The following is an 18,236-nucleotide window of genomic DNA, read 5'->3' on the forward strand; positions in this document are numbered from 1 at the left end:
CGGACGGATCGCTCTCTCGATTGGGGCGGGTCTTGGGGTCGGTCTTGGGGAGGGCGGGTCAGGCCTTCTTGGCGGTGGCCTTCTTCGTCGTGCGCGCCGTCGTCTTCTTGGCAGTCTTCTTGGCCGTCTTCTTCACGGCGCGCTTGCGGGTCGTCGGGCCCTTGGCGCGCTTCTCGGCGAGCAGCTCGTAGCCGCGCTCCGGAGTGATCGCGGCCGGGTCGTCGTCCTTGCGCAGCGTCGCGTTGGTCTCGCCGTCGGTGACGTAGGGACCGAAGCGGCCGTCCTTGACGACGACGGGTTTGCTGCTGACCGGGTCGGTGCCGAGCTCCTTGAGCGGCGGGGTCGCCGCCGCACGCCCGCGCTGCTTCGGCTGCGCGTAGATCGCGAGCGCCTCCTCGAGCGTGATGTCGAAGAGCTGCTGCTCGGTGGTGAGCGAGCGCGAGTCCGTGCCCTTCTTGAGGTACGGGCCGTAGCGGCCGTTCTGCGCGGTGATCGGGGCGCCCTCTGCGTCGGTGCCGACGACGCGCGGCAGCGACAGCAGCTTGAGCGCGTCGTCGAGCGTCAGGGTCGAGAGCTCCATGTCCTTGAAGAGCGAGGCGGTGCGGGGCTTGACCTTGGCGGCTTTCTTGCCCTTCGGCTTGTCGGCAGCCTCGTCGTCCTCGATGACCTCGGTGACGTAGGGCCCGTAGCGGCCGGCGCGCGCGACGATCTCGCGTCCGGTCTCGGGGTCCTTGCCGAGCACCTTGCCGTCGTCGGCCGCGACCTCGAGCAGCTCGCGCGCCATCTCCGGCGTCATCTCGTCGGGGGCGATGTCGTCGGTGATCGTCGCGCGACGCGGCGTGGCGGGGACCTCGGCGCCCTCGGCGACCTCCCCCGTCGCGAGGTCGACGCCCGCGGGCACGAGCTCCTCGACGTACGGGCCGTAGCGACCCACGCGCACGACCATGCCGTCGCCGATGGGGATCGTCGAGATCTCCTTGGCGTCGATCTCGCCGAGGTCCTCGACGAGGCTGCGCAGCCCGGCGGCCGAGGTCGCCTCCTCACCGAAGTAGAAGCGCTTCAGCCACTCGACGCGGCCCTCGTCGCCGTTGGCGATGCGGTCGAGGTCCTCCTCCATCGAGGCGGTGAACTCGTAGTCGACGAGGTTGCCGAAGTGCTCCTCGAGCAGGCGGGTCACCGCGAACGCGAGCCACGTCGGCACGAGCGCCTGGCCCTTGGTGAAGACGTAGCCGCGGTCCTGGATCGTGCCGATGGTCGCGGCATACGTCGACGGGCGGCCGATGCCGCGCTCCTCCATGGCCTTGACGAGCGTGGCCTCGGTGAAGCGGGCGGGCGGGCTCGTCTCGTGGCCGTCGGCCTCGGCGCGCACGACCTCGAGCGGGACCCCGGCCGAGAGCTTCGGCAGGCGGCGCTCCTCGGCCGCTGCGTCGGCGCGCGCGGCGGCCTCGTCGTCACGGCCCTCCTCGTAGGCGGCGAGGAAGCCCTTGAACGTGATGACGGTGCCGCTCGCGCTGAACTCGACCGACTGGGCGCCCTCGATCGCCGTGTCGACGGCCAGCTTGACGGTGGCGGTCGAGCCGCGGGCGTCGGCCATCTGCGAGGCGACGGTGCGCTTCCAGATCAGCTCGTAGAGCGCGAACTCCTCGCCGCGGAGCGACCCCGCGACCTGGGCCGGCGAGCGGAAGCGGTCACCGGCGGGACGGATGGCCTCGTGGGCCTCCTGCGCGTTCTTGACCTTCTTCTCGTAGCGGCGCGGGCTGTCCGGGACGTACTCGGCCCCGTACAGGTCGCGGGCCTGGCTGCGCGCGGCGGTCGTGGCAGCGTCCGACAGCGTCGTGCTGTCGGTACGCATGTAGGTGATGTAGCCGTTCTCGTAGAGCCGCTGCGCCACGCGCATCGCGTTCTTGGACGACATCCGCAGCTTGCGCGACGCCTCCTGCTGGAGGGTCGAGGTCGTGAACGGCGCCGACGGGCGGCGCGTGTAGGGCTTCTCCTGGACGTCGGTGACGCGCGCGGTGAGAGGCAGGCAGGCTTCGGCGATCCGGGTCGCGAGCGCCTCGTCGAGGTGGACGACGCCCTTGCCCGTCAGGCGGCCGTCGTCGGCGAAGTCGCGGCCGGTGGCCACGCGCGTCCCGTCCACGGACGACAGGCGGGCGGTGAACTGCTGGCTCGCCGCCTCGGGCGTGAAGTCGCCCTCGACGTCCCAGTACGAGGAGCGGACGAACGCCATGCGCTCGCGCTCGCGCTCGACGACCATCCGGGTCGCGACGGACTGGACGCGGCCGGCCGACAGGCCCTGGCGGACCTTGCGCCACAGGACCGGGCTGACCTCGTAGCCGTAGAGGCGGTCGAGGATGCGGCGGGTCTCCTGGGCGTCGACCATCGCGGTGTCGATCTCGCGGGTGTCGTTGACGGCGCGCTGGATCGCCTCGCGGGTGATCTCGTGGAACACCATCCGCTTGACGGGGACCCGCGGCTTGAGCGCCTCGAGCAGGTGCCACGCGATGGCCTCGCCCTCGCGGTCCTCATCGGTGGCGAGGTAGAGCTCGCTGGCGTCCTTGAGCAGCCGCTTGAGCTCCGCGACCTTCTTCTTCTTGTCCGGGTCGACGACGTAGTACGGCTCGAAGCCGTTGTCGACGTCGACGGCGAACTTGCCGAACGGGCCCTTCTTCATGTCGGCGGGCAGCTCGGACGGGTTGGGCAGGTCACGGATGTGACCGACGGACGCCTCGACCTCGAAGTCCCCTCCGAGGTAGCCGGCGATGGTCTTCGCCTTGGCGGGCGACTCCACGATGACGAGCTTGCGGCCCTTGCCTGCGGCCATGGTGCACCTTCAACTTCCCGCATCTCACGTGCAGCGGATTCGTCGCTGCCCCGACGTGGACGCGGACCGACCGTAACAGCCCGCGCCGGGTGCGGCCTCACGGCATCCGCCGTGGAGGGCGTATGCCGTCCCGCCCGGCGAGCTCGGGACGCGCCGTCCCGAGGGCTGCCGGGACCCACCCTCGGCCCACCGCTGGTGCAGGGCTCAGGACACGGACCAGTGGACCACCGTGCGCCACGTGGCCGGGTCGGGCTCCCGCTCGGGGTCGCTGAGGTAGCTCTCCCAGACGACCTTGCCTGGCACCAGCCGCTGGCCGACCATCCACTGCTCGACCTGGCCGTACGTCTCGCCCATGGTGTCGTAGGGCCCGATGTGCACGGCCTCGACGGCGCGTCCGCCCGGAAGGGTGCTCGGCACCACGTCGCCGGTGGGCTCGACCGGGGTCGAGACGGGGAAGCCGGCCTCGACGTCGACGACCGTCGTCGGCATGCCGCGGTAGAGCCCGAAGGGCGGGCCTGCGGGCGCGTGGCCCTGCTTCGCCAGTGCGGCCGCGGTGGCGGCGAAGGCCCGGGCGAAGAAGGTGGGCAGCTCATCCATCGGCACCGTGGCCCGCAGGACGGCCGTGGGTTGCTCGGCGGCCTCGACCGTGCGTATCTCGTTCATCGCTCCAGCGTCGCCCGCCGGACGCGGCATCGACAGGGCCGAAGGACCCGGGCCCTCGACGTGGCGAGACGTGAGGTGACGTGACACGGCGTGACGTGACCGCACTTTCATGGAAGGGCACCGGACGGCATACGCCCTCGGGAATGATGAGGACCAAGGTCACGTTCCCCTGATAGTTTAGAGTTCAACAACTGCGGAAGGAACTGCCATGTCTGCCCCCGTCCTCTACCTCAGCCACGGCGCGCCGCCGCTCGCCGACGACGAGCGCTGGACGGACGAGCTGGCCCGGTGGTCCGCCGACCTGCCCAAGCCCCACGGCGTCCTCATGGTCTCCGCGCACTGGGAGGACGCCCCGACGACGCTGGGCTCGACGACCGGCGCACCGCTGACCTACGACTTCTGGGGCTTCCCGCAGAAGTACTACGAGGTCACCTACGACGCCCCCGCCGCGCCCGCGCTCGCCGACGAGGTGACCAAGCTGCTCACCTGGCCCGGCCACCAGGTGCACCGGGACGAGGCGCGCGGGCTCGACCACGGGGCCTACGTCCCTCTCAAGGAGATGTTCCCGGACGCGGACGTCCCGGTGCTCCAGATGTCGATGCCGACGCTCGACCCGAGGGGCCTGTTCGAGATCGGCCGACGCCTCGCACCGCTGCGCGAGCAGGGCACGATGATCGTCGGATCCGGCTTCACGACCCACAACCTGCGCTGGTTCAACCCACGGGCCGGCTCCGACGCGCTGCCCCCCGCGGCCAGCGCTGAGTTCGACCACTGGGCCCAGGAGGCGATGAAGGCGCAGGACGTCGACAGCCTGCTCGACTTCCTCGACAAGGCCCCGGCCGCTCACGAGGCCCACCCGCGCACGGAGCACTTCGCCCCGCTCTTCGTCACCCTCGGAGCCGCCTACGAGTCCGGCGGTCTCGACAACAAGAGCGTCATCGACGGCTTCTGGTTCGGCCTGAGCAAGCGGTCCTGGCAGTTCGGCTGAGCCCTCGCCGCGGGCCACGGCCACACCACGGCCACACCACGGCCACCGACCCGGCGGACCCGGGAACCGGCGGGTAACCCCACCCGTTCGACAGGTGTGGGTGCCCCACGAACGCGACCGCGGCTCGGAACCTCCCCTGACTCCGAGCCGCGGTCGCTCTCCTCGCCGGGGTCACGAGCGGTCCGAAGGGGTCCGCTGGGCGACGGAACCCACGCGTTCGCCCACCCGTCGCAGGCGCACGGCACGTAGAGTGGCCGTACGCCCGACGAGCGCGCTGCAGGCGTGTGTCGTGCGCCATCGCGGTGCACCTCCCACGGCCCGCGGCTCGTCTCGTGCCGACGGGCGAGGGACTTCGGTCGCGTCGCCGACGCGGCCGGCACGTGAGGGAAGGACCCGCTCCACATGACTGACCAGCCCGCCGCCCAGGCAGCCGCACCCGCGCAGGTCGCTCCCCTCGAGCCGCCGCCCGGCGACGCGTTCATCCTCACGGCTCCCGCCCCGACCGCACCGGTCGCCGAGACCTCGGCCCCGAAGATGGCCCCGGCGGTCCCCGAGGCCGCGCTGCCGGGGCTCGATGCCAAGGTCGACACCTACCTCAACTCGTTGATGAAGGCCGCGGCCCGCTCCCCCGAGTGGGAGACCAAGGCCGCCGACGTGCGCAGCATGGGCAACGACGAGGTGCGCTTCGCCGCCGAGAGCAGCAACCGCATGCTGCAGATGCCGGTCAAGGCGCTCAACGAGGGCGGCCTGTCGGGCAACTCCAAGGTCGGCAAGACCCTGCTCGACCTGCGCCGCACCGTCGAGGACCTCGATCCCGGCCAGGCCGCCGGCGCCAAGAAGTTCCTCGGCATGATCCCGATGGGTGACCGGGTCAACGACTACTTCCGCAAGTACCAGTCGGCGCAGAGCCACCTCAACGGCATCCTCCACTCGCTCCAGTCCGGCCAGGACGAGCTCGTCAAGGACAACGTCGCCCTCAACCTCGAGAAGAAGAACCTCTGGGAGTCGATGGGCCGGCTCAACCAGTACGTCTACGTCGCCGAGCGCCTCGACGCCCGGCTGGCCGCGCAGGTCGCCACTCTCGAGGCCACCGACCCGGAGAAGGCCAAGGCGCTTCGCGAGGACGTCCTCTTCTACGTCCGCCAGAAGCACCAGGACCTGCTGACCCAGCTCGCCGTGTCGATCCAGAACTACCTCGCCATCGACATCATCATCAAGAACAACATCGAGCTCATCAAGGGCGTCGACCGGGCGACCACGACGACGGTCTCGGCGCTGCGCACCGCGGTCATCGTGGCCCAGGCCCTCAACAACCAGCAGCTCGTGCTCGACCAGATCACCGCCCTCAACACGACCACCTCGAGCATCATCGAGCGCACGTCCGAGGCCCTCAAGCAGAACTCGGCCCGCATCCAGGAGCAGTCGGCCAGCTCGACGCTCTCGATCGAGTCGCTGCAGAAGGCGTTCGCCAACATCTACGAGACGATGGACACCATCGACCAGTTCAAGGTCCGCGCGCTCGACAACATGGCCGCGACGATCGGGACGCTCGAGACCGAGGTCGCCAAGTCACGGTCCTACCTCGACCGTGTCTCGAAGCAGGACGCCCGCCGCGCCGAGAACTCCGCGCCCGGCCTGCTCGACCTCGGCTCGGGGCGGTGAGCTCAGGTCGGTGAGTGCTGCCGAGGTCCGAGAGCCGTGAAGCAGGAGTGGCGTGGCCGGTCGACAGCCGGTCGCGCGAACACCAGAGGGGAACAACGCAGTGGGAATCCGGTCGTGGTTCGGGTTGGACCGGCCCGAGGCACCTGAGCCGGTGCGCTCGGGACCACCGACCACCGAGCAGCTGCTCGGGGCGCTCGACGCCATCGAGCTGCAGGCCCGCGAGGGCCGCGTGCCCGGGGTCGTCCTCTCCCGCCTGCTCCGCGTCACGCGCATCGTCCGGCAGACGCTGCCCCGCCTGGCCAACCTGGGGCTCGGCAGCAGCCAGGGCTACAGCGTCATGGCCACGGCCACCGACTACCTCCCGGTGGCCATCGGCAACTACCTCCGCCTCCCGCGCGACTGGGCCGACACGCGTCCCATCGAGGCGGGCAAGAGCTCGGTCATGCTCCTCGTCGACCAGCTCGACCTGCTCGGCACGACGATGGACAAGGTCTACGACGCCGTATGCCGTGCCGACGCCGAGGCGATCATCGTGCACGGGGCGTTCCTCGAGCAGAAGTTCGGACAGGCCTCGTCAGGGGGCGCCCTCGGGCTCGGCCCCGATCCGGTCCAGGTCTCCCCTCCCCCCGCGGGACGTGCAGCAGGAGACCTCCCGGACCAGCCCGGCCTGGCTGCCGCCTCGCCCGCCTCGCCCGCGTCCCCCGCACCGCCCCACCCGTTGGCCCCGCCGGAATGAGCCGGAGTGACGCATGAGCCGCCCCACTGAGTCCCGTCTGGCCGAGAGCCTGGAGCAGCTCACCGACATCGCGGCGGAAGCCGGCCTCGACCCGGCCGCCGCTCGCGACGAGGGCCTGCGCGTCGCCGCGGCCCTCGCCGAGTCGGTGCCCGGCGCCGCCGCCCACTGGGCCCGGGTCGCCGACCCCGGCCTGACCGAGCTCGGCCGCATCAACGAGGCCTTCTTCGACGCCGCGTCCCGCGGCCGTCGCTGGCGCGGCGCCCCGACCGACCTGCTCGAGGCCCTCATCGTCTCCCGGCACACCCTCGCCGCCGAGTACGCCGAGGCGCTGACGGAGGTCGCGTCGTCCGCCGTCATGCTCGGCACGGCCCCGATCGACGCCATCGCCAAGGCCACGGCGACCTCCGCCACCTACCTCGCCGCCGTGCGACCGGGCGCGCCAGGCACCCTGGTCCAGGACGGACCGGACGGCGCCGGGTCGGGCCCGTCGTGGTCGGGGTCGTGGTCGGGCATCCTCCCACCGCTCCCCGAGGGGCCGGGCACCGATGCCGTGCTCCGCTCGTGGGGACTGAGCCGCGTGCCGTCGGCGCCGGGTGGCCCGCCCGCCCCACAGGGTGGTGCCGCGCCCGAGGTCGGTGACGGCATACGCCAGCAGCAGGCCGGGCCCACCGCGACACCCACCGCGGCACAATCCGATCCGAGCCAGGCCACAGAGCCGCCCGCGGAGCCGGCCGAGCCCGAGAAGTCGGTCGAGGAGCTGCTCGCCGAGCTCGACGCGATGATCGGACTGGCGCGGGTCAAGAGGGAGATCCACCGGCAGGTCGCGCTGCTGTCCGTCGAGAGGATGCGCACCGAGGCAGGCCTCAGGGCCCCCAAGATGAGCCGCCACCTCATCTTCGTCGGCAACCCCGGCACCGGGAAGACCACCGTGGCCCGGCTCGTCGGCGGCATCTACCGAGCCCTCGGCCTGCTCCCGAAGGGCCAGCTCGTCGAGGTCGACCGCAGCGAGCTCGTCGCCGGCTACGTCGGCCAGACGGCGATGAAGACGGCCGACGTCGTCGCCAACGCCGTCGGCGGAGTGCTCTTCATCGACGAGGCGTACGGCTTGACCGGCGACCAGTACGCCCAGGAGGCCGTCAACACCCTCGTCAAGGAGATGGAGGACCACCGCGAGGACCTCGTCGTCATCGTCGCGGGCTACCCCGAGCCCATGGTCGGCTTCATCGCCCAGAACCCGGGTCTCGCCAGCCGGTTCACGACGACGATCGAGTTCGACGACTACAGCGACGACGAGCTGCTCGCCATCCTCGACTCCATCGCGACGGGGAGCGACTACGAGCTGACCGACGACGCCCGTCGCCGCGTCCGGCACCAGCTCGAGGCGACGCCGCGCACGCCCGCCTTCGGCAACGGCCGCTTCTCGCGCAACCTCTTCGAGCACGCCGTCGGGCGCCACGCGTGGCGCCTGAAGGACGCGAAGGAGCCGAGTCGCGACGACCTGCGTCTACTCACCGGAGACGACTTCACCGAGCAGCCCGACGAGCCCGAGCAGCCCGACCACCTCGACGCCCCCGACGAGGACGCCTCGGGCCAGCCGCAGGATCCGGCGGATGTCAGGGGGGATGTCAGGGCAGAGGTCAGGGCGGACCCTGATGGTTCGGCAGGCACCGATGAGGCAGTCTCTGACGCACAGGACGAGCCGCACGACCCCAGCGCGAACGAGCACGAGGACACCGCATGAGCGCACCGACGACGAACATCCCCGTCGCCATCCCGGCGGGCGCGTCGTCCGGCGCGGGCCGGACCGGCCAGCAGCCGCGCACCATCGCGGGCAGCATCCCCGGGGCGCGCGGCATGGTGGACCGGCTGCTGCACGGCACCCCCGGACGGATGCGGCTCTTCGGCCTCCTCGGGGTCATCGCCGCCGTGGTGCTCGGCGCGGTGAGCGTCAACGCGCTGCTCGCCTCGCAGGCGGCGGTCGAGCGGGCCGCCAACAACACGGCGCAGGTGATCCGCGCCCAGTCGATCCACGTCGACCTGCTCCGCGCCGACGCCGTGGCCACCAACGCCTTCCTCGTCGGCGGCCTCGAGTCCGCCGACTCCCGCGCCAGCTACGAGGGCGCCATGGCCCGGGTCGCCCGCGGCATCGCCGAGGCGGCGGCCGCCCAGCCTGCCGACGGCAAGGCGCTCGGCGTGCTCGCCGAGCGGGTGCAGACGTATGCCGCCCTCGTCGAGCAGGCCCGCTCCAACAACCGCCTCGGCCTCCCGGTGGGCGCGCAGTACCTCACCCAGGCCAGCGCCGGGCTGCGCTCCGACGCGATCCCGATCGTGACGCAGGTCGTCCAGACCAACGAGGACCGCTCCCAGAAGGAGTTCGACCGCAGCAACTCGAGCCTCCAGCTGCTCGTGGGCGTCGCCGCCCTCATCGGCCTCGTCGCCCTCGCGGTCTGGCTGGCCCGGCGGACGCACCGCTACCTCAACCCGTCACTGACGGGCGCCATCGCGCTGCTCCTCATTGCTCTCTTCGTGACGGCGACCATCATCACCGGCATCGGGAGTGCGACCCGCGGGGTATCCCAGGGCGACTACCAGCGGGCCGTCGCCCTCGCCGACGTCACGACGGCCGCCAACGACGCCCGCGCCAACGAGAGCCTGACGCTCATCCGCCGGGGCTCGGGAGCCACCAACGAGGCGGCGTGGAAGACGAACGAGACCGCCGTCAGCAACACCCTCGAGGGGATCGACCAGTCCACGACCCTGAGCATCCTCTGGACCGACTACGTGACCGCGCACCAGAAGGTGCGCTCGCTCGACGACGGCGGCAAGTGGGACGACGCCGTCAAGCTGTCGACGAGCACATCCGCCGGAGGGGCGGCGAAGACGTTCGGCGACTTCGACACGGCCGTGACGCAGGCCCGCGACGACGCCGCGAGGACCACCGTCTCCAGCCTCCAGGGCCTCGGTGGCAGCGCCCCGCTCATCGCCCTCGTCGTCGCCCTCGCGGCACTCGTCGCGTCGTGGCTCGTGGTCCGAGGTATCGGCCAGCGGATCGAGGAGTACCGATGAGCGTCCTCATGTCAGTGGTGCGCCGTCGGCTGTCCGCCCTCGTCGCCGTGGCGGGCCTCGGTGTGCTCGCCGGCTGCTCGGGTGTCACGTACGCCGAGACGCCGTTGCCGCAGACCACCGCGCCCAAGCCGTCGAGCAGCGCCCCCGCCGTCGCAGCGCCGACGTGCACCAACGCGACGCAGTCCTACGACCCGCTCCCCACGCTCCCCAGCCGCGGCGAGATCACCGACGCGGCGATGCGCAAGATCATCGACAAGGGCTACCTCACCGTCGGGGTCTCCGCCGACACCTACCTCTTCGGGGCCCGCAACGCCTTCACCGGCGGCATCGAGGGCTTCGACATCGACATGGCCCGCGCCGTCGCCAAGGCGATCTTCGGCGACCCCGGCAAGCTCCAGCTGCGCGTCATCACGGCAGCGGATCGCATCCCGCTGCTCCAGGACGGCTCGGTCGACATGGTCGCCCGCAACCTGTCGATGACGTGCGGCCGCTGGAACGACATCGCCTTCTCCGCGGAGTACTACCGCTCCGGTCAGAAGGTCCTCGTCAGCAAGGCGCTTCCGGGTGCCAAGGACCTCAGCCTCACCGACCTCACGGGCAAGCGGGTGTGCGCGCCCACCGGGACCACGTCGCTGACGAAGCTGCAGCAGGTGAAAGGTCCTGTCGTCGTCACCGCCGGCACGCACACCGGCTGCCTCGTGCTCCTCCAGCAGGGCAAGGCCGACGCCATCACCGGTGACGACACCGTGCTCGCAGGGCTCGCCGCGCAGGACCCCAACACCGTGGTCACGAGCGCCAAGGCCATCACCGTCGAGCCCTACGGCCTCGGGCTCAACAAGGCCGACACCTACCTCGCCCGCTACGTCAACCGCGTCATCGCCGACCTCGAGGCCGACGGGCAGTGGAAGGCGATCTACAACCGCTGGCTCGCAGCACCGCTCGGGCCCGCCCCGGCTCCCCCGACCCCGGTGTACGGACGATGACGGCCGTGCCGCAGAGCCACCCCGACCCGGGCACCGTCGCGCCGACGGCGCCCGGACGCCTCGGCGTGCCCGTCCAGGCGCCCGAGGCCCAGACCTACCTGAATGCCCTGCGGGAGTGGGTGGCCCAGCGTCGAGCCGACCTCGGCGAGGTCGACCGTGCCGTCCTCAAGCTGTCCCAGGCCGAGCAGGTCGCCATCACCAACGACCTGACCGTGGCGCTGACGTTCTGGAAGGCCGTCAGTGACCGCCTGACCCTGCTCGAGACGACGTTCGACGGTGGCCGGGTCGGGCCCGTCGAGGCCGAACGGCTCTCGACCCTCATCCACGGTCGCCTCGACTCCAACACCACCGAGCACCTGTCGCTGCCGTCGAGCGGCTCGCTCGCCGTCAGCCTGCCCGAGGCGTGCCGACTGCTCGACTCGCTGACGCGCACCCTGCAGGCACGCGCCTCCCTCGCGCCCGGAGCGGCCGAGGCGACCCAGCGAATCACTCTGGTGCGCGCCGGGATCGAGCGCACTCGCGACCAGATCCCGCTCGTCCCGGCCGGAGCCCAGCGCGACGAGGCCACGGAGAAGATCATGCGGCTCGACCGGCGCATGGACGACCTCGTCGAGCGCGCCCGTCGCGGCGCCGACGTCGGCGGCATCATCGGCCCGCTCGAGATCGATGTCGCCGTGCTCGAGCGAGACCTCATCGTCGCCGCCGCCGAACGCGCCTCGGCCGCCCGCAGCCGCGTGCGCACCCAGCAACAGGTCGAGGAGCTCGACGCCCGCGCCGCCGCCATCCGAGCCCTCGAACGCGCCTGCCTCGAGGCGATCACCCCCGCTCCGCACCTCGCCATCCCCAACGTCCGCGCGCTGGGACCGGTGCCGCAGGCGGCAGCCGAGCTCACGGCATACCGCAGCAAGCTCGAGCGCGTCTCGCGTGCCCTCGACCTCGCCCACGAGACGTATGCCGCCGGGCTGGCCGAGCGCGACGAGGTCGTCGGGCTCGTCGGCGCCGTGGGGGCCATGGCCTCGTCCGCGATGCTGGCGCCCGAAGGGGCCGATGACGTGTCCGAGCTGCGACGTCGGCTCGACGAGACCCTCGCGGCGCGGCCGCTGCCCATCGCCAGGGCCCGGGCCCTGGCGGCCGCGTTCGCGGCCTACGTCGACGCGGCGACCCGGCCCGCTCCGCGCACCGGACGCACCGCTCCCCGTCCTCCTGCACCCCGACCCCAGAGGCCCCGCCCATGACCTGCACGCAGCCGGGCTGCACCGGAACGATCGTCGACGGCTACTGCGACGTGTGTGGCATGGCCGCAGGGTCCAACCCGGTCCCGGTGGCAGTGGGGGCCGCAGCGGGCCGTGGCGCGGCTCCTGCGCCCACCCCGGCACCGGCTGTCGGACCGTCGATCCCGGAGGGCGGCGCCTGCCAGCAACCCGGGTGCAGCGGCACGATCGAGGCCGGCTACTGCAACGTCTGCGGCACCCCTGCCGACCAGCTGAGCGTCGCCGGGTATGCCGCGCCCGCCGAGCCCCCGAGCCCTGACGGCCAGGGCGCCGAGGCGGCAGGGACGGCGGGGTCCGCGGGCACGGCCGGGGTCGGTCCGGAGATGTCGACGCGATCGGCCGCCTCGAGCAACCTCGCGTCGGCCGCCCTGGGCTCCAAGCGAGCCCGGGAGGCCGGATCCATCGCGACCCGGCGCACCGGGGGGTCACAGCGGCTCCGGTCGGCACGGCTCGGTGGCGGCATCACGACGGTGCGTCCGGCTCCCGAGATCGACGCCGCCAAGGCTCTCCTGACGAACCCGACGGTGCCCGAGAACAAGCGCTACTGCCCCAAGTGCGGTGAGCCCGTCGGGCGCGGCCGCGACGGCAAGACCGGGCGCACCACGGGCTTCTGCCCCAAGTGCCGCCACCCGTTCTCCTTCGACCCCAAGCTCAAGGCGGGTGACCTCGTGGCCGGGCAGTACGAGGTCGCTGGCTGCCTCGCCCACGGCGGCCTCGGCTGGATCTACCTCGCCCGCGACAAGAACGTGTCGGACCGTTGGGTCGTGCTCAAGGGCCTGCTCAACTCCGCCGACCCCGACGCCCTCGCGGCGGCGATCGCCGAGCAGCGTTTCCTCGCACAGGTCTCGCACCCGAGCATCGTCGAGATCTACAACTTCGTGACCCACGACGACGCCGGCTACATCGTCATGGAGTACGTCGGCGGGACCTCGCTCAAGTCCATCCTCAAGCAGCGCCTGCAGGCTGCCGGGAAGTACGATCCGCTGCCCGTCGACCAGGCCCTCGCCTACATCCTCGAGATCCTGCCGGCGTTCCAGTACCTCCACGACCTGGGCCTCGTCTTCTGCGACTTCAAGCCGGACAACATCATCCAGGTCGGCGACGAGGTCAAGCTCATCGACCTCGGCGGCGTGCGCCGCGCCGACGACGAGGACTCCGCGATCTTCGGGACCGTCGGCTACCAGGCTCCCGAGGTGGCCGAGCTCGGCGTCTCCGCCGCCTCTGACATCTACACGATCGGGCGCACCCTGGTGGTGTTGACGATGGAGTTCCGCGGCTACCAAACGACCTACCTCAACACGCTGCCCGCACAGGACACCGTGCCGGTCTTCCAGCGCTACGACTCGTTCTACCGGCTCGTGGCCAAGGCGTGCGCCCCCAACCGGGACGACCGCTTCGTCTCCGCCGACGAGCTGCGCTCGCAGATGGTCGGGGTGCTGCGCGAGGTGGTCGCCCTCGACCGCGGGTCGGGCGCCGCGACGACCACGGTCGGCTCGCTCCTCTTCGACGTGCCCACGCCGGGCGTCGAGCCCGACGACTGGCGCAACCTGCCGGCCCTGCGCCGAGACCCGCACGACCCGCAGGCCGGGTGGCTGACGACGGTCACCGGCCCACCGGAGGAACGACTGGCGACGCTCAAGCGAGCTGCCGTGCGCACGACCGAAGTGCTGCTCGAGCAGGCGCGCACGGCCCTCGACGCGAACAAGCCCGACGTCGCCGAGTCCACGGCGGCCGAGCTGCTGAGCGCCGACCCGTGGGAGTGGCGCGCCGTCTGGATCCAGGGGCTGGCCGCGCTCGAGCGGGGCGACTCACGTGCTGCCCAAGCCGCGTTCAACGCCGTCTACGGCCAGGTCCCGGGCGAGCTCGCACCCAAGCTCGCCCTCGCCCAGGCCTCCGAGCAGGCCGGGGACGACGCGGTCGCCGAGAACCTCTACGTCGCGTGCGCCCGGACCGACGCGACCTACGTCCCGATGGCAGCCTTCGGCGTGGCCCGCATCCGGGCCGCGCGCAAGGACGTCGACGGCGCGGTCGCGGCATACCGCCTCGTGCCGGTGCAGTCGAGCGCCTACCGCACGGCTCGGGCAGGTCTCGCCGAGCTGCTCGCCCGGGCCAACCGCGGCCTGCCCGACCTCGCCGAGGCGCTGCGCACCCTCGACGACACGTCGCTGTCGGCGCGGCGGCGGGCCGAGCTGACCACGCTGATCTACCGTGAGGCGCTCGTGACGGTGGAGAAGAGTGGCAACAAGGCCGATGTCCGCCTGGGCGAGCACAAGGGCACCCCCAACGGCCTGCGACTCGGGCTCGAGGAGGCCCTGCGCGAGCTGGCCAAGCGCACCCCCGACCTGTCCGAACGCGTTCCCCTCGTCGACGAGGCCAACGCCATCCGACCCTGGAGCCTCTGGTGACCTACATCCCGACGACGGGAGCGGCCCACCCCGCTCCGGTCCCCACTCCCGACCCCAGTCCCGGCCTCGCTCCCGACCCCGCGACCAGCGCGCCGGCGACCAGCGAACCGGAGGCGAGCGCGCAGGCGGCGCAGGCGCCTGAGGCTTCCCGCGAGTGCCCCGCCTGCGGAACGGCCAACCCGGCCGAGTCGAGCTTCTGCGAGGCCTGCGGCGCCGACCTCGTCGTCGCGGCTCGCGCCGCCACCGGCACGCCGCCAGCGGCCCCGCCGTCGGACGGCACCGTGCTCGCCTCGGCGACGCCGCAGACCGCGCCCGCCGGTGAGGAGTCGCCGCTCGACGTCGGCTGGACCGGCGCCGTGCCCTCGTCCGCCGTCGCGCCGGCCGACGACGAGCTGACCTGCCACGCCTGCGGTCAGGGACGCATCGTCGACGGCTACTGCGACCACTGCGGCACGCCCCCGCCAAACCCGCGCGACCATCTCGTCGAGTCACCGACGGCCTGGGTCGGCGGCGTCTGCGACATCGGCAGGCGCCACGCCCGCAACGAGGACGCCATGTCGCTCAGTGCCACCGAGCCACCGGGGTCGCGCGCGGTCCTCGTGGTCTGTGACGGCGTGTCGATGGCGACCGACTCGCACATCGCGTCGCTCGCCGCCGCCAAGGCCGCGCGTGCCGTGCTCGACCAGCCCTTCCCTCGCGGGGTGGGCACCCCGGACGCGTGGGCGGCCGGAGCCGCGCGGGCGTTGACGAGCGCCGTCGCCCGGGCCAACGAGGCCGTGGCCGCTGCCGTGGTCGAGGACGTCCCCAACCCGCCGTCGTGCACCTTCGCTGCCGCGGTCGTGGAGGACGACGTCATCGTCGCGGGCAACGTCGGGGACAGTCGCGTCTACTGGCTGCCCGACGCCGCGGAGGAACCGGCGAACCAGCTGGGACGCGACGACTCGTTCGCCCAGGAGCAGATGGCGGCGGGCGTCCCGCGGCTCGAGGCCGAGACCGGCCCGCACGCGCACTCGATCACGCGTTGGCTCGGGCGGGACGCTCCGGACGACCTCACGCCGCACCTGACGACCGTGACGGCGACGTCAGGCTGGCTCATGGTTTGCTCGGACGGCCTCTGGAACTACTGCTCCGAGGCCGAGGCCCTGCGCAGCCTGCTGCACGACACCGCGGCGCGGCTCGACGACGTGACGCCGACCACGGTGGCGCAGGCGCTCGTCGACTTCGCCAACGAGCAGGGCGGACGCGACAACATCACGGTTGCCCTCGCCCGACTGGCTGGGCGAGGATCGAGCACGACGACGGAGGCGACCGCATCGGCGGCGCCGGTGGAAGGGGACTCGACGGATGGCTGACTTCACCGCAGAGGTGTTCCAGAACGAGTTCCTGCCCGACGGTGGCACCGACGTCCACGCGATCGTGCGGGTGACGTCGAGCGGCGCGTCCGCCGCGACTGCCTCGGCGGCCTCGGCGGGTCTGACCGACCCGGGATCGGCCGCCGAGGTCATCCTCATCGACACGTCCGGCTCGATGGGGCGCCGTGGCGTCCAGGCGGCCGGTGAGGCTGCCAAGGCGGCCCTGTCCGAGATCGTCGACGGCACGCTCTTCTCGATCGTCTCCGGCAACGGCACGGCCCAGATCGTCTACCCCTACAGCCACCAGGGCGCGCTCGTGCCGATGTCGGCACACACCCGGGGCGAGGCCAACCGCGCCATCGAGGGGCTGCGCGCCAACGGCGGCACGGCTATGGGTACGTGGCTCACTCTCGCCCGTCAGATCTTCGAGACCGTGCCGTACGTGACCAAGCGACACGCGATCCTGCTCACCGACGGCGTCAACGAGGGCGAGACGCCGGCCTCGCTGCAGACCGCGGTCGCCAGCTGCGTCGGCGCGTTCCAGTGCGACTGCCGCGGCGTCGGCGACCAGTGGCGCGTGGACGAGGTGCGCGGCATCGCCTCGGCGCTGCTCGGCACCGTCGACCTCATCCCCGCCCCGGAGGAGATGGCGGCCGAGTTCGAGGCGATGATGCGCGCGTCGATGTCGCGCGGCGTCGCCAACTCCGAGCTGCGCGTGTGGGTCCCGCAGGGGGCCGAGCTGCTCTTCGTCAAGCAGGTCTCGCCGACCCTCGAGGACCTCACCTCGCGGCGCACCGTCGTCAACCCGCTCACCGGCGCCTACCCGACCGGCGCCTGGTCCGACGAGAGTCGCGACTACCACGTGGCCGTGCGCCTCCCCGCCCGCACGCTCGGCCAGGAGCAGCTTGCGGCCCGCGTGCAGTTCTCGCTCGGTGGTGACCCCGTGGCGCAGGCGCTCGTCAAGGCCAAGTGGAGCAACGACGACTCACTGACCACGCGCATCGACCCCGCCGTCGCCGCCTACACGGGGCAGGCCGAGCTGGCCACGGTCATCCAGGAGGGTCTCGCGGCCAAGGCTGCCGGTCAGGATGACGTCGCGACCGCCAAGCTCGGGCGCGCGGTGCAGCTCGCCGACGCCACCGGCAACGACGAGATGACGACCCGCCTGAAGAAGGTCGTCGACATCGACGACGCCGACACCGGCACCGTGCGGCTCAAGAAGGGGGCGTCGAAGATCGACGAGATGTCGCTCGACACGGCGTCGACGAAGACGAGCCGGGTGCGCCGATGAGCGCGGTCTGCCCCAACGGACACACGTCCGAGGCCGAGGACTACTGCGACACCTGCGGATCCCCCATCGTGGCGAGCGCCGAGCCAACGCCCGCTGGCGCCGCCGCCGGTGCCAGCGCCACACCCTCGTCGGCCGGCTCCTCGCTCGACCTGTCCCCGTCCGTTGCCCCTGCCGAGCCCGGTGGCTCTGGCGCCTCGGGCGTCCCTGAGTCCGTTGGTTCCCCGGGGGCTCCCGGGGGGCCGGCGGTGCTCGAGTGCCCCAACTGCGCGACCGAGAACCCCGACGGCGCGCTCTTCTGCGAGGCGTGCGGCTACGACTTCACGACCGGCGCCATGCCACGTGACCCGGCCGCGGGGCCGAGCGACCTCGCCGACACCGAGCCCGACGCCGAGGCCGTGCCTCCGGTCGGTGGGGGCGGCGTAGGCGCCGCCCCCACCTCCGGCGCTCCGGCTGCGGGGGCGTCCGACTCCTCCGAGGCGCCCGAGTCCTTCGACTGGCTGGCGGAGGTGTGGGTCGATCCCGACTGGTACCAGACCCAGGAGGCCGAGGACCCCTGTCCCTCTCCGGGGCTCCCGACGATCATGCCCCTGCGCCACCGCAGCGTCCTGCTCGGCCGGGTGTCCACGAGCAGGAACACGAGACCCGAGATCGACCTCTCGTCCGATCCCGGCGTCAGCCGACGGCACGCCCAGCTGACCACCGACGGCACGCGCTGGTTCGTCGAGGACCTCGGCAGCTCCAACGGCACGTTCGTCGGGCCCGCGGCCGGACCGTTGCCCGCGACGTCCATCGCCGTGGGACCCAAGACCGAGCTCAGCGACGACGACCGGCTCTACGTCGGGGCGTGGACCCGCGTCGTCGTTCGTCGTGCCACTCCCGACGAGGTCGAGGCCTACGCCTGACGTAGGGAAGTGGGCAGTCGACGACGGAGGTCGGCTGCGCGTGCCTCTCACGTGTCCCTTTGCGCGCGTGAGGAACTGGGCGGTCGAGGGAGG

At 72.1% G+C, this 18,236-nt stretch carries 13 protein-coding genes; 11 read left to right on the forward strand and 2 right to left on the reverse strand.

Annotated elements, in window-relative coordinates; genetic code table 11:
- Positions 1–58 precede the first annotated feature (58 nt).
- Both topA and AC1DIW_RS13625 read right to left on the reverse strand, forming a co-directional pair.
- Complete coding sequence (topA, locus tag AC1DIW_RS13620; protein ID WP_478108779.1) at positions 59–2,824, reverse strand: type I DNA topoisomerase; 2,766 nt, start codon at positions 2,822–2,824, stop codon at positions 59–61.
- Positions 2,825–3,028: 204 nt separating this feature from the next.
- Positions 3,029–3,487: a GyrI-like domain-containing protein gene (locus AC1DIW_RS13625; protein ID WP_478108781.1), complete on the reverse strand. Its 459-nt coding sequence runs from the start codon at positions 3,485–3,487 to the stop codon at positions 3,029–3,031.
- 208 nt (positions 3,488–3,695) lie between these two features.
- Between AC1DIW_RS13625 and AC1DIW_RS13630 the strand changes: the two genes are divergently transcribed.
- The 11 genes from AC1DIW_RS13630 (at position 3,696) to AC1DIW_RS13680 (ending at position 18,143) form a co-directional block, all read left to right on the forward strand.
- Positions 3,696–4,475: a DODA-type extradiol aromatic ring-opening family dioxygenase gene (locus tag AC1DIW_RS13630; RefSeq protein ID WP_478108782.1), complete on the forward strand. Its 780-nt coding sequence runs from the start codon at positions 3,696–3,698 to the stop codon at positions 4,473–4,475.
- 402 nt (positions 4,476–4,877) lie between these two features.
- Positions 4,878–6,137 (forward strand): toxic anion resistance protein, encoded by a 1,260-nt coding sequence (locus AC1DIW_RS13635; RefSeq protein WP_478108784.1) that lies wholly within the window; start codon positions 4,878–4,880, stop codon positions 6,135–6,137.
- Between the two features lie 151 nt (positions 6,138–6,288).
- Positions 6,289–6,873: a hypothetical protein gene (locus AC1DIW_RS13640; RefSeq protein WP_478108785.1), complete on the forward strand. Its 585-nt coding sequence runs from the start codon at positions 6,289–6,291 to the stop codon at positions 6,871–6,873.
- Positions 6,874–6,886: 13 nt separating this feature from the next.
- The gene (locus tag AC1DIW_RS13645) at positions 6,887–8,614 is read left to right on the forward strand and encodes an AAA family ATPase (protein ID WP_478108787.1); all 1,728 of its coding nucleotides are present in this window, start codon (positions 6,887–6,889) and stop codon (positions 8,612–8,614) included.
- Complete coding sequence (locus AC1DIW_RS13650) at positions 8,611–9,939, forward strand: hypothetical protein (RefSeq protein ID WP_478108788.1); 1,329 nt, start codon at positions 8,611–8,613, stop codon at positions 9,937–9,939. The genes AC1DIW_RS13645 and AC1DIW_RS13650 overlap by 4 nt, the downstream gene beginning before the upstream one ends.
- A complete protein-coding gene (locus tag AC1DIW_RS13655) occupies positions 9,936–10,922 on the forward strand; it encodes a glutamate ABC transporter substrate-binding protein (RefSeq protein ID WP_478108790.1) in 987 nt (328 codons plus the stop codon). The genes AC1DIW_RS13650 and AC1DIW_RS13655 overlap by 4 nt, the downstream gene beginning before the upstream one ends.
- Positions 10,919–12,157, forward strand: a complete 1,239-nt coding sequence (locus AC1DIW_RS13660) for a hypothetical protein (protein WP_442279161.1) — start codon at positions 10,919–10,921, stop codon at positions 12,155–12,157. The genes AC1DIW_RS13655 and AC1DIW_RS13660 overlap by 4 nt, the downstream gene beginning before the upstream one ends.
- A complete protein-coding gene (locus AC1DIW_RS13665; RefSeq protein ID WP_478108791.1) occupies positions 12,154–14,598 on the forward strand; it encodes a serine/threonine-protein kinase in 2,445 nt (814 codons plus the stop codon). Before AC1DIW_RS13660 ends, AC1DIW_RS13665 begins: the two co-directional genes overlap by 4 nt.
- Positions 14,595–15,950: a PP2C family protein-serine/threonine phosphatase gene (locus AC1DIW_RS13670; protein ID WP_478108793.1), complete on the forward strand. Its 1,356-nt coding sequence runs from the start codon at positions 14,595–14,597 to the stop codon at positions 15,948–15,950. Before AC1DIW_RS13665 ends, AC1DIW_RS13670 begins: the two co-directional genes overlap by 4 nt.
- Positions 15,943–17,241 (forward strand): VWA domain-containing protein, encoded by a 1,299-nt coding sequence (locus AC1DIW_RS13675; protein ID WP_478108795.1) that lies wholly within the window; start codon positions 15,943–15,945, stop codon positions 17,239–17,241. Before AC1DIW_RS13670 ends, AC1DIW_RS13675 begins: the two co-directional genes overlap by 8 nt.
- Positions 17,238–18,143 (forward strand): FHA domain-containing protein, encoded by a 906-nt coding sequence (locus AC1DIW_RS13680; protein ID WP_478108796.1) that lies wholly within the window; start codon positions 17,238–17,240, stop codon positions 18,141–18,143. Before AC1DIW_RS13675 ends, AC1DIW_RS13680 begins: the two co-directional genes overlap by 4 nt.
- The last annotated feature ends 93 nt before the right edge of the window (positions 18,144–18,236 follow it).

Source organism: Terrabacter sp. 01T434, assembly GCF_056398545.1.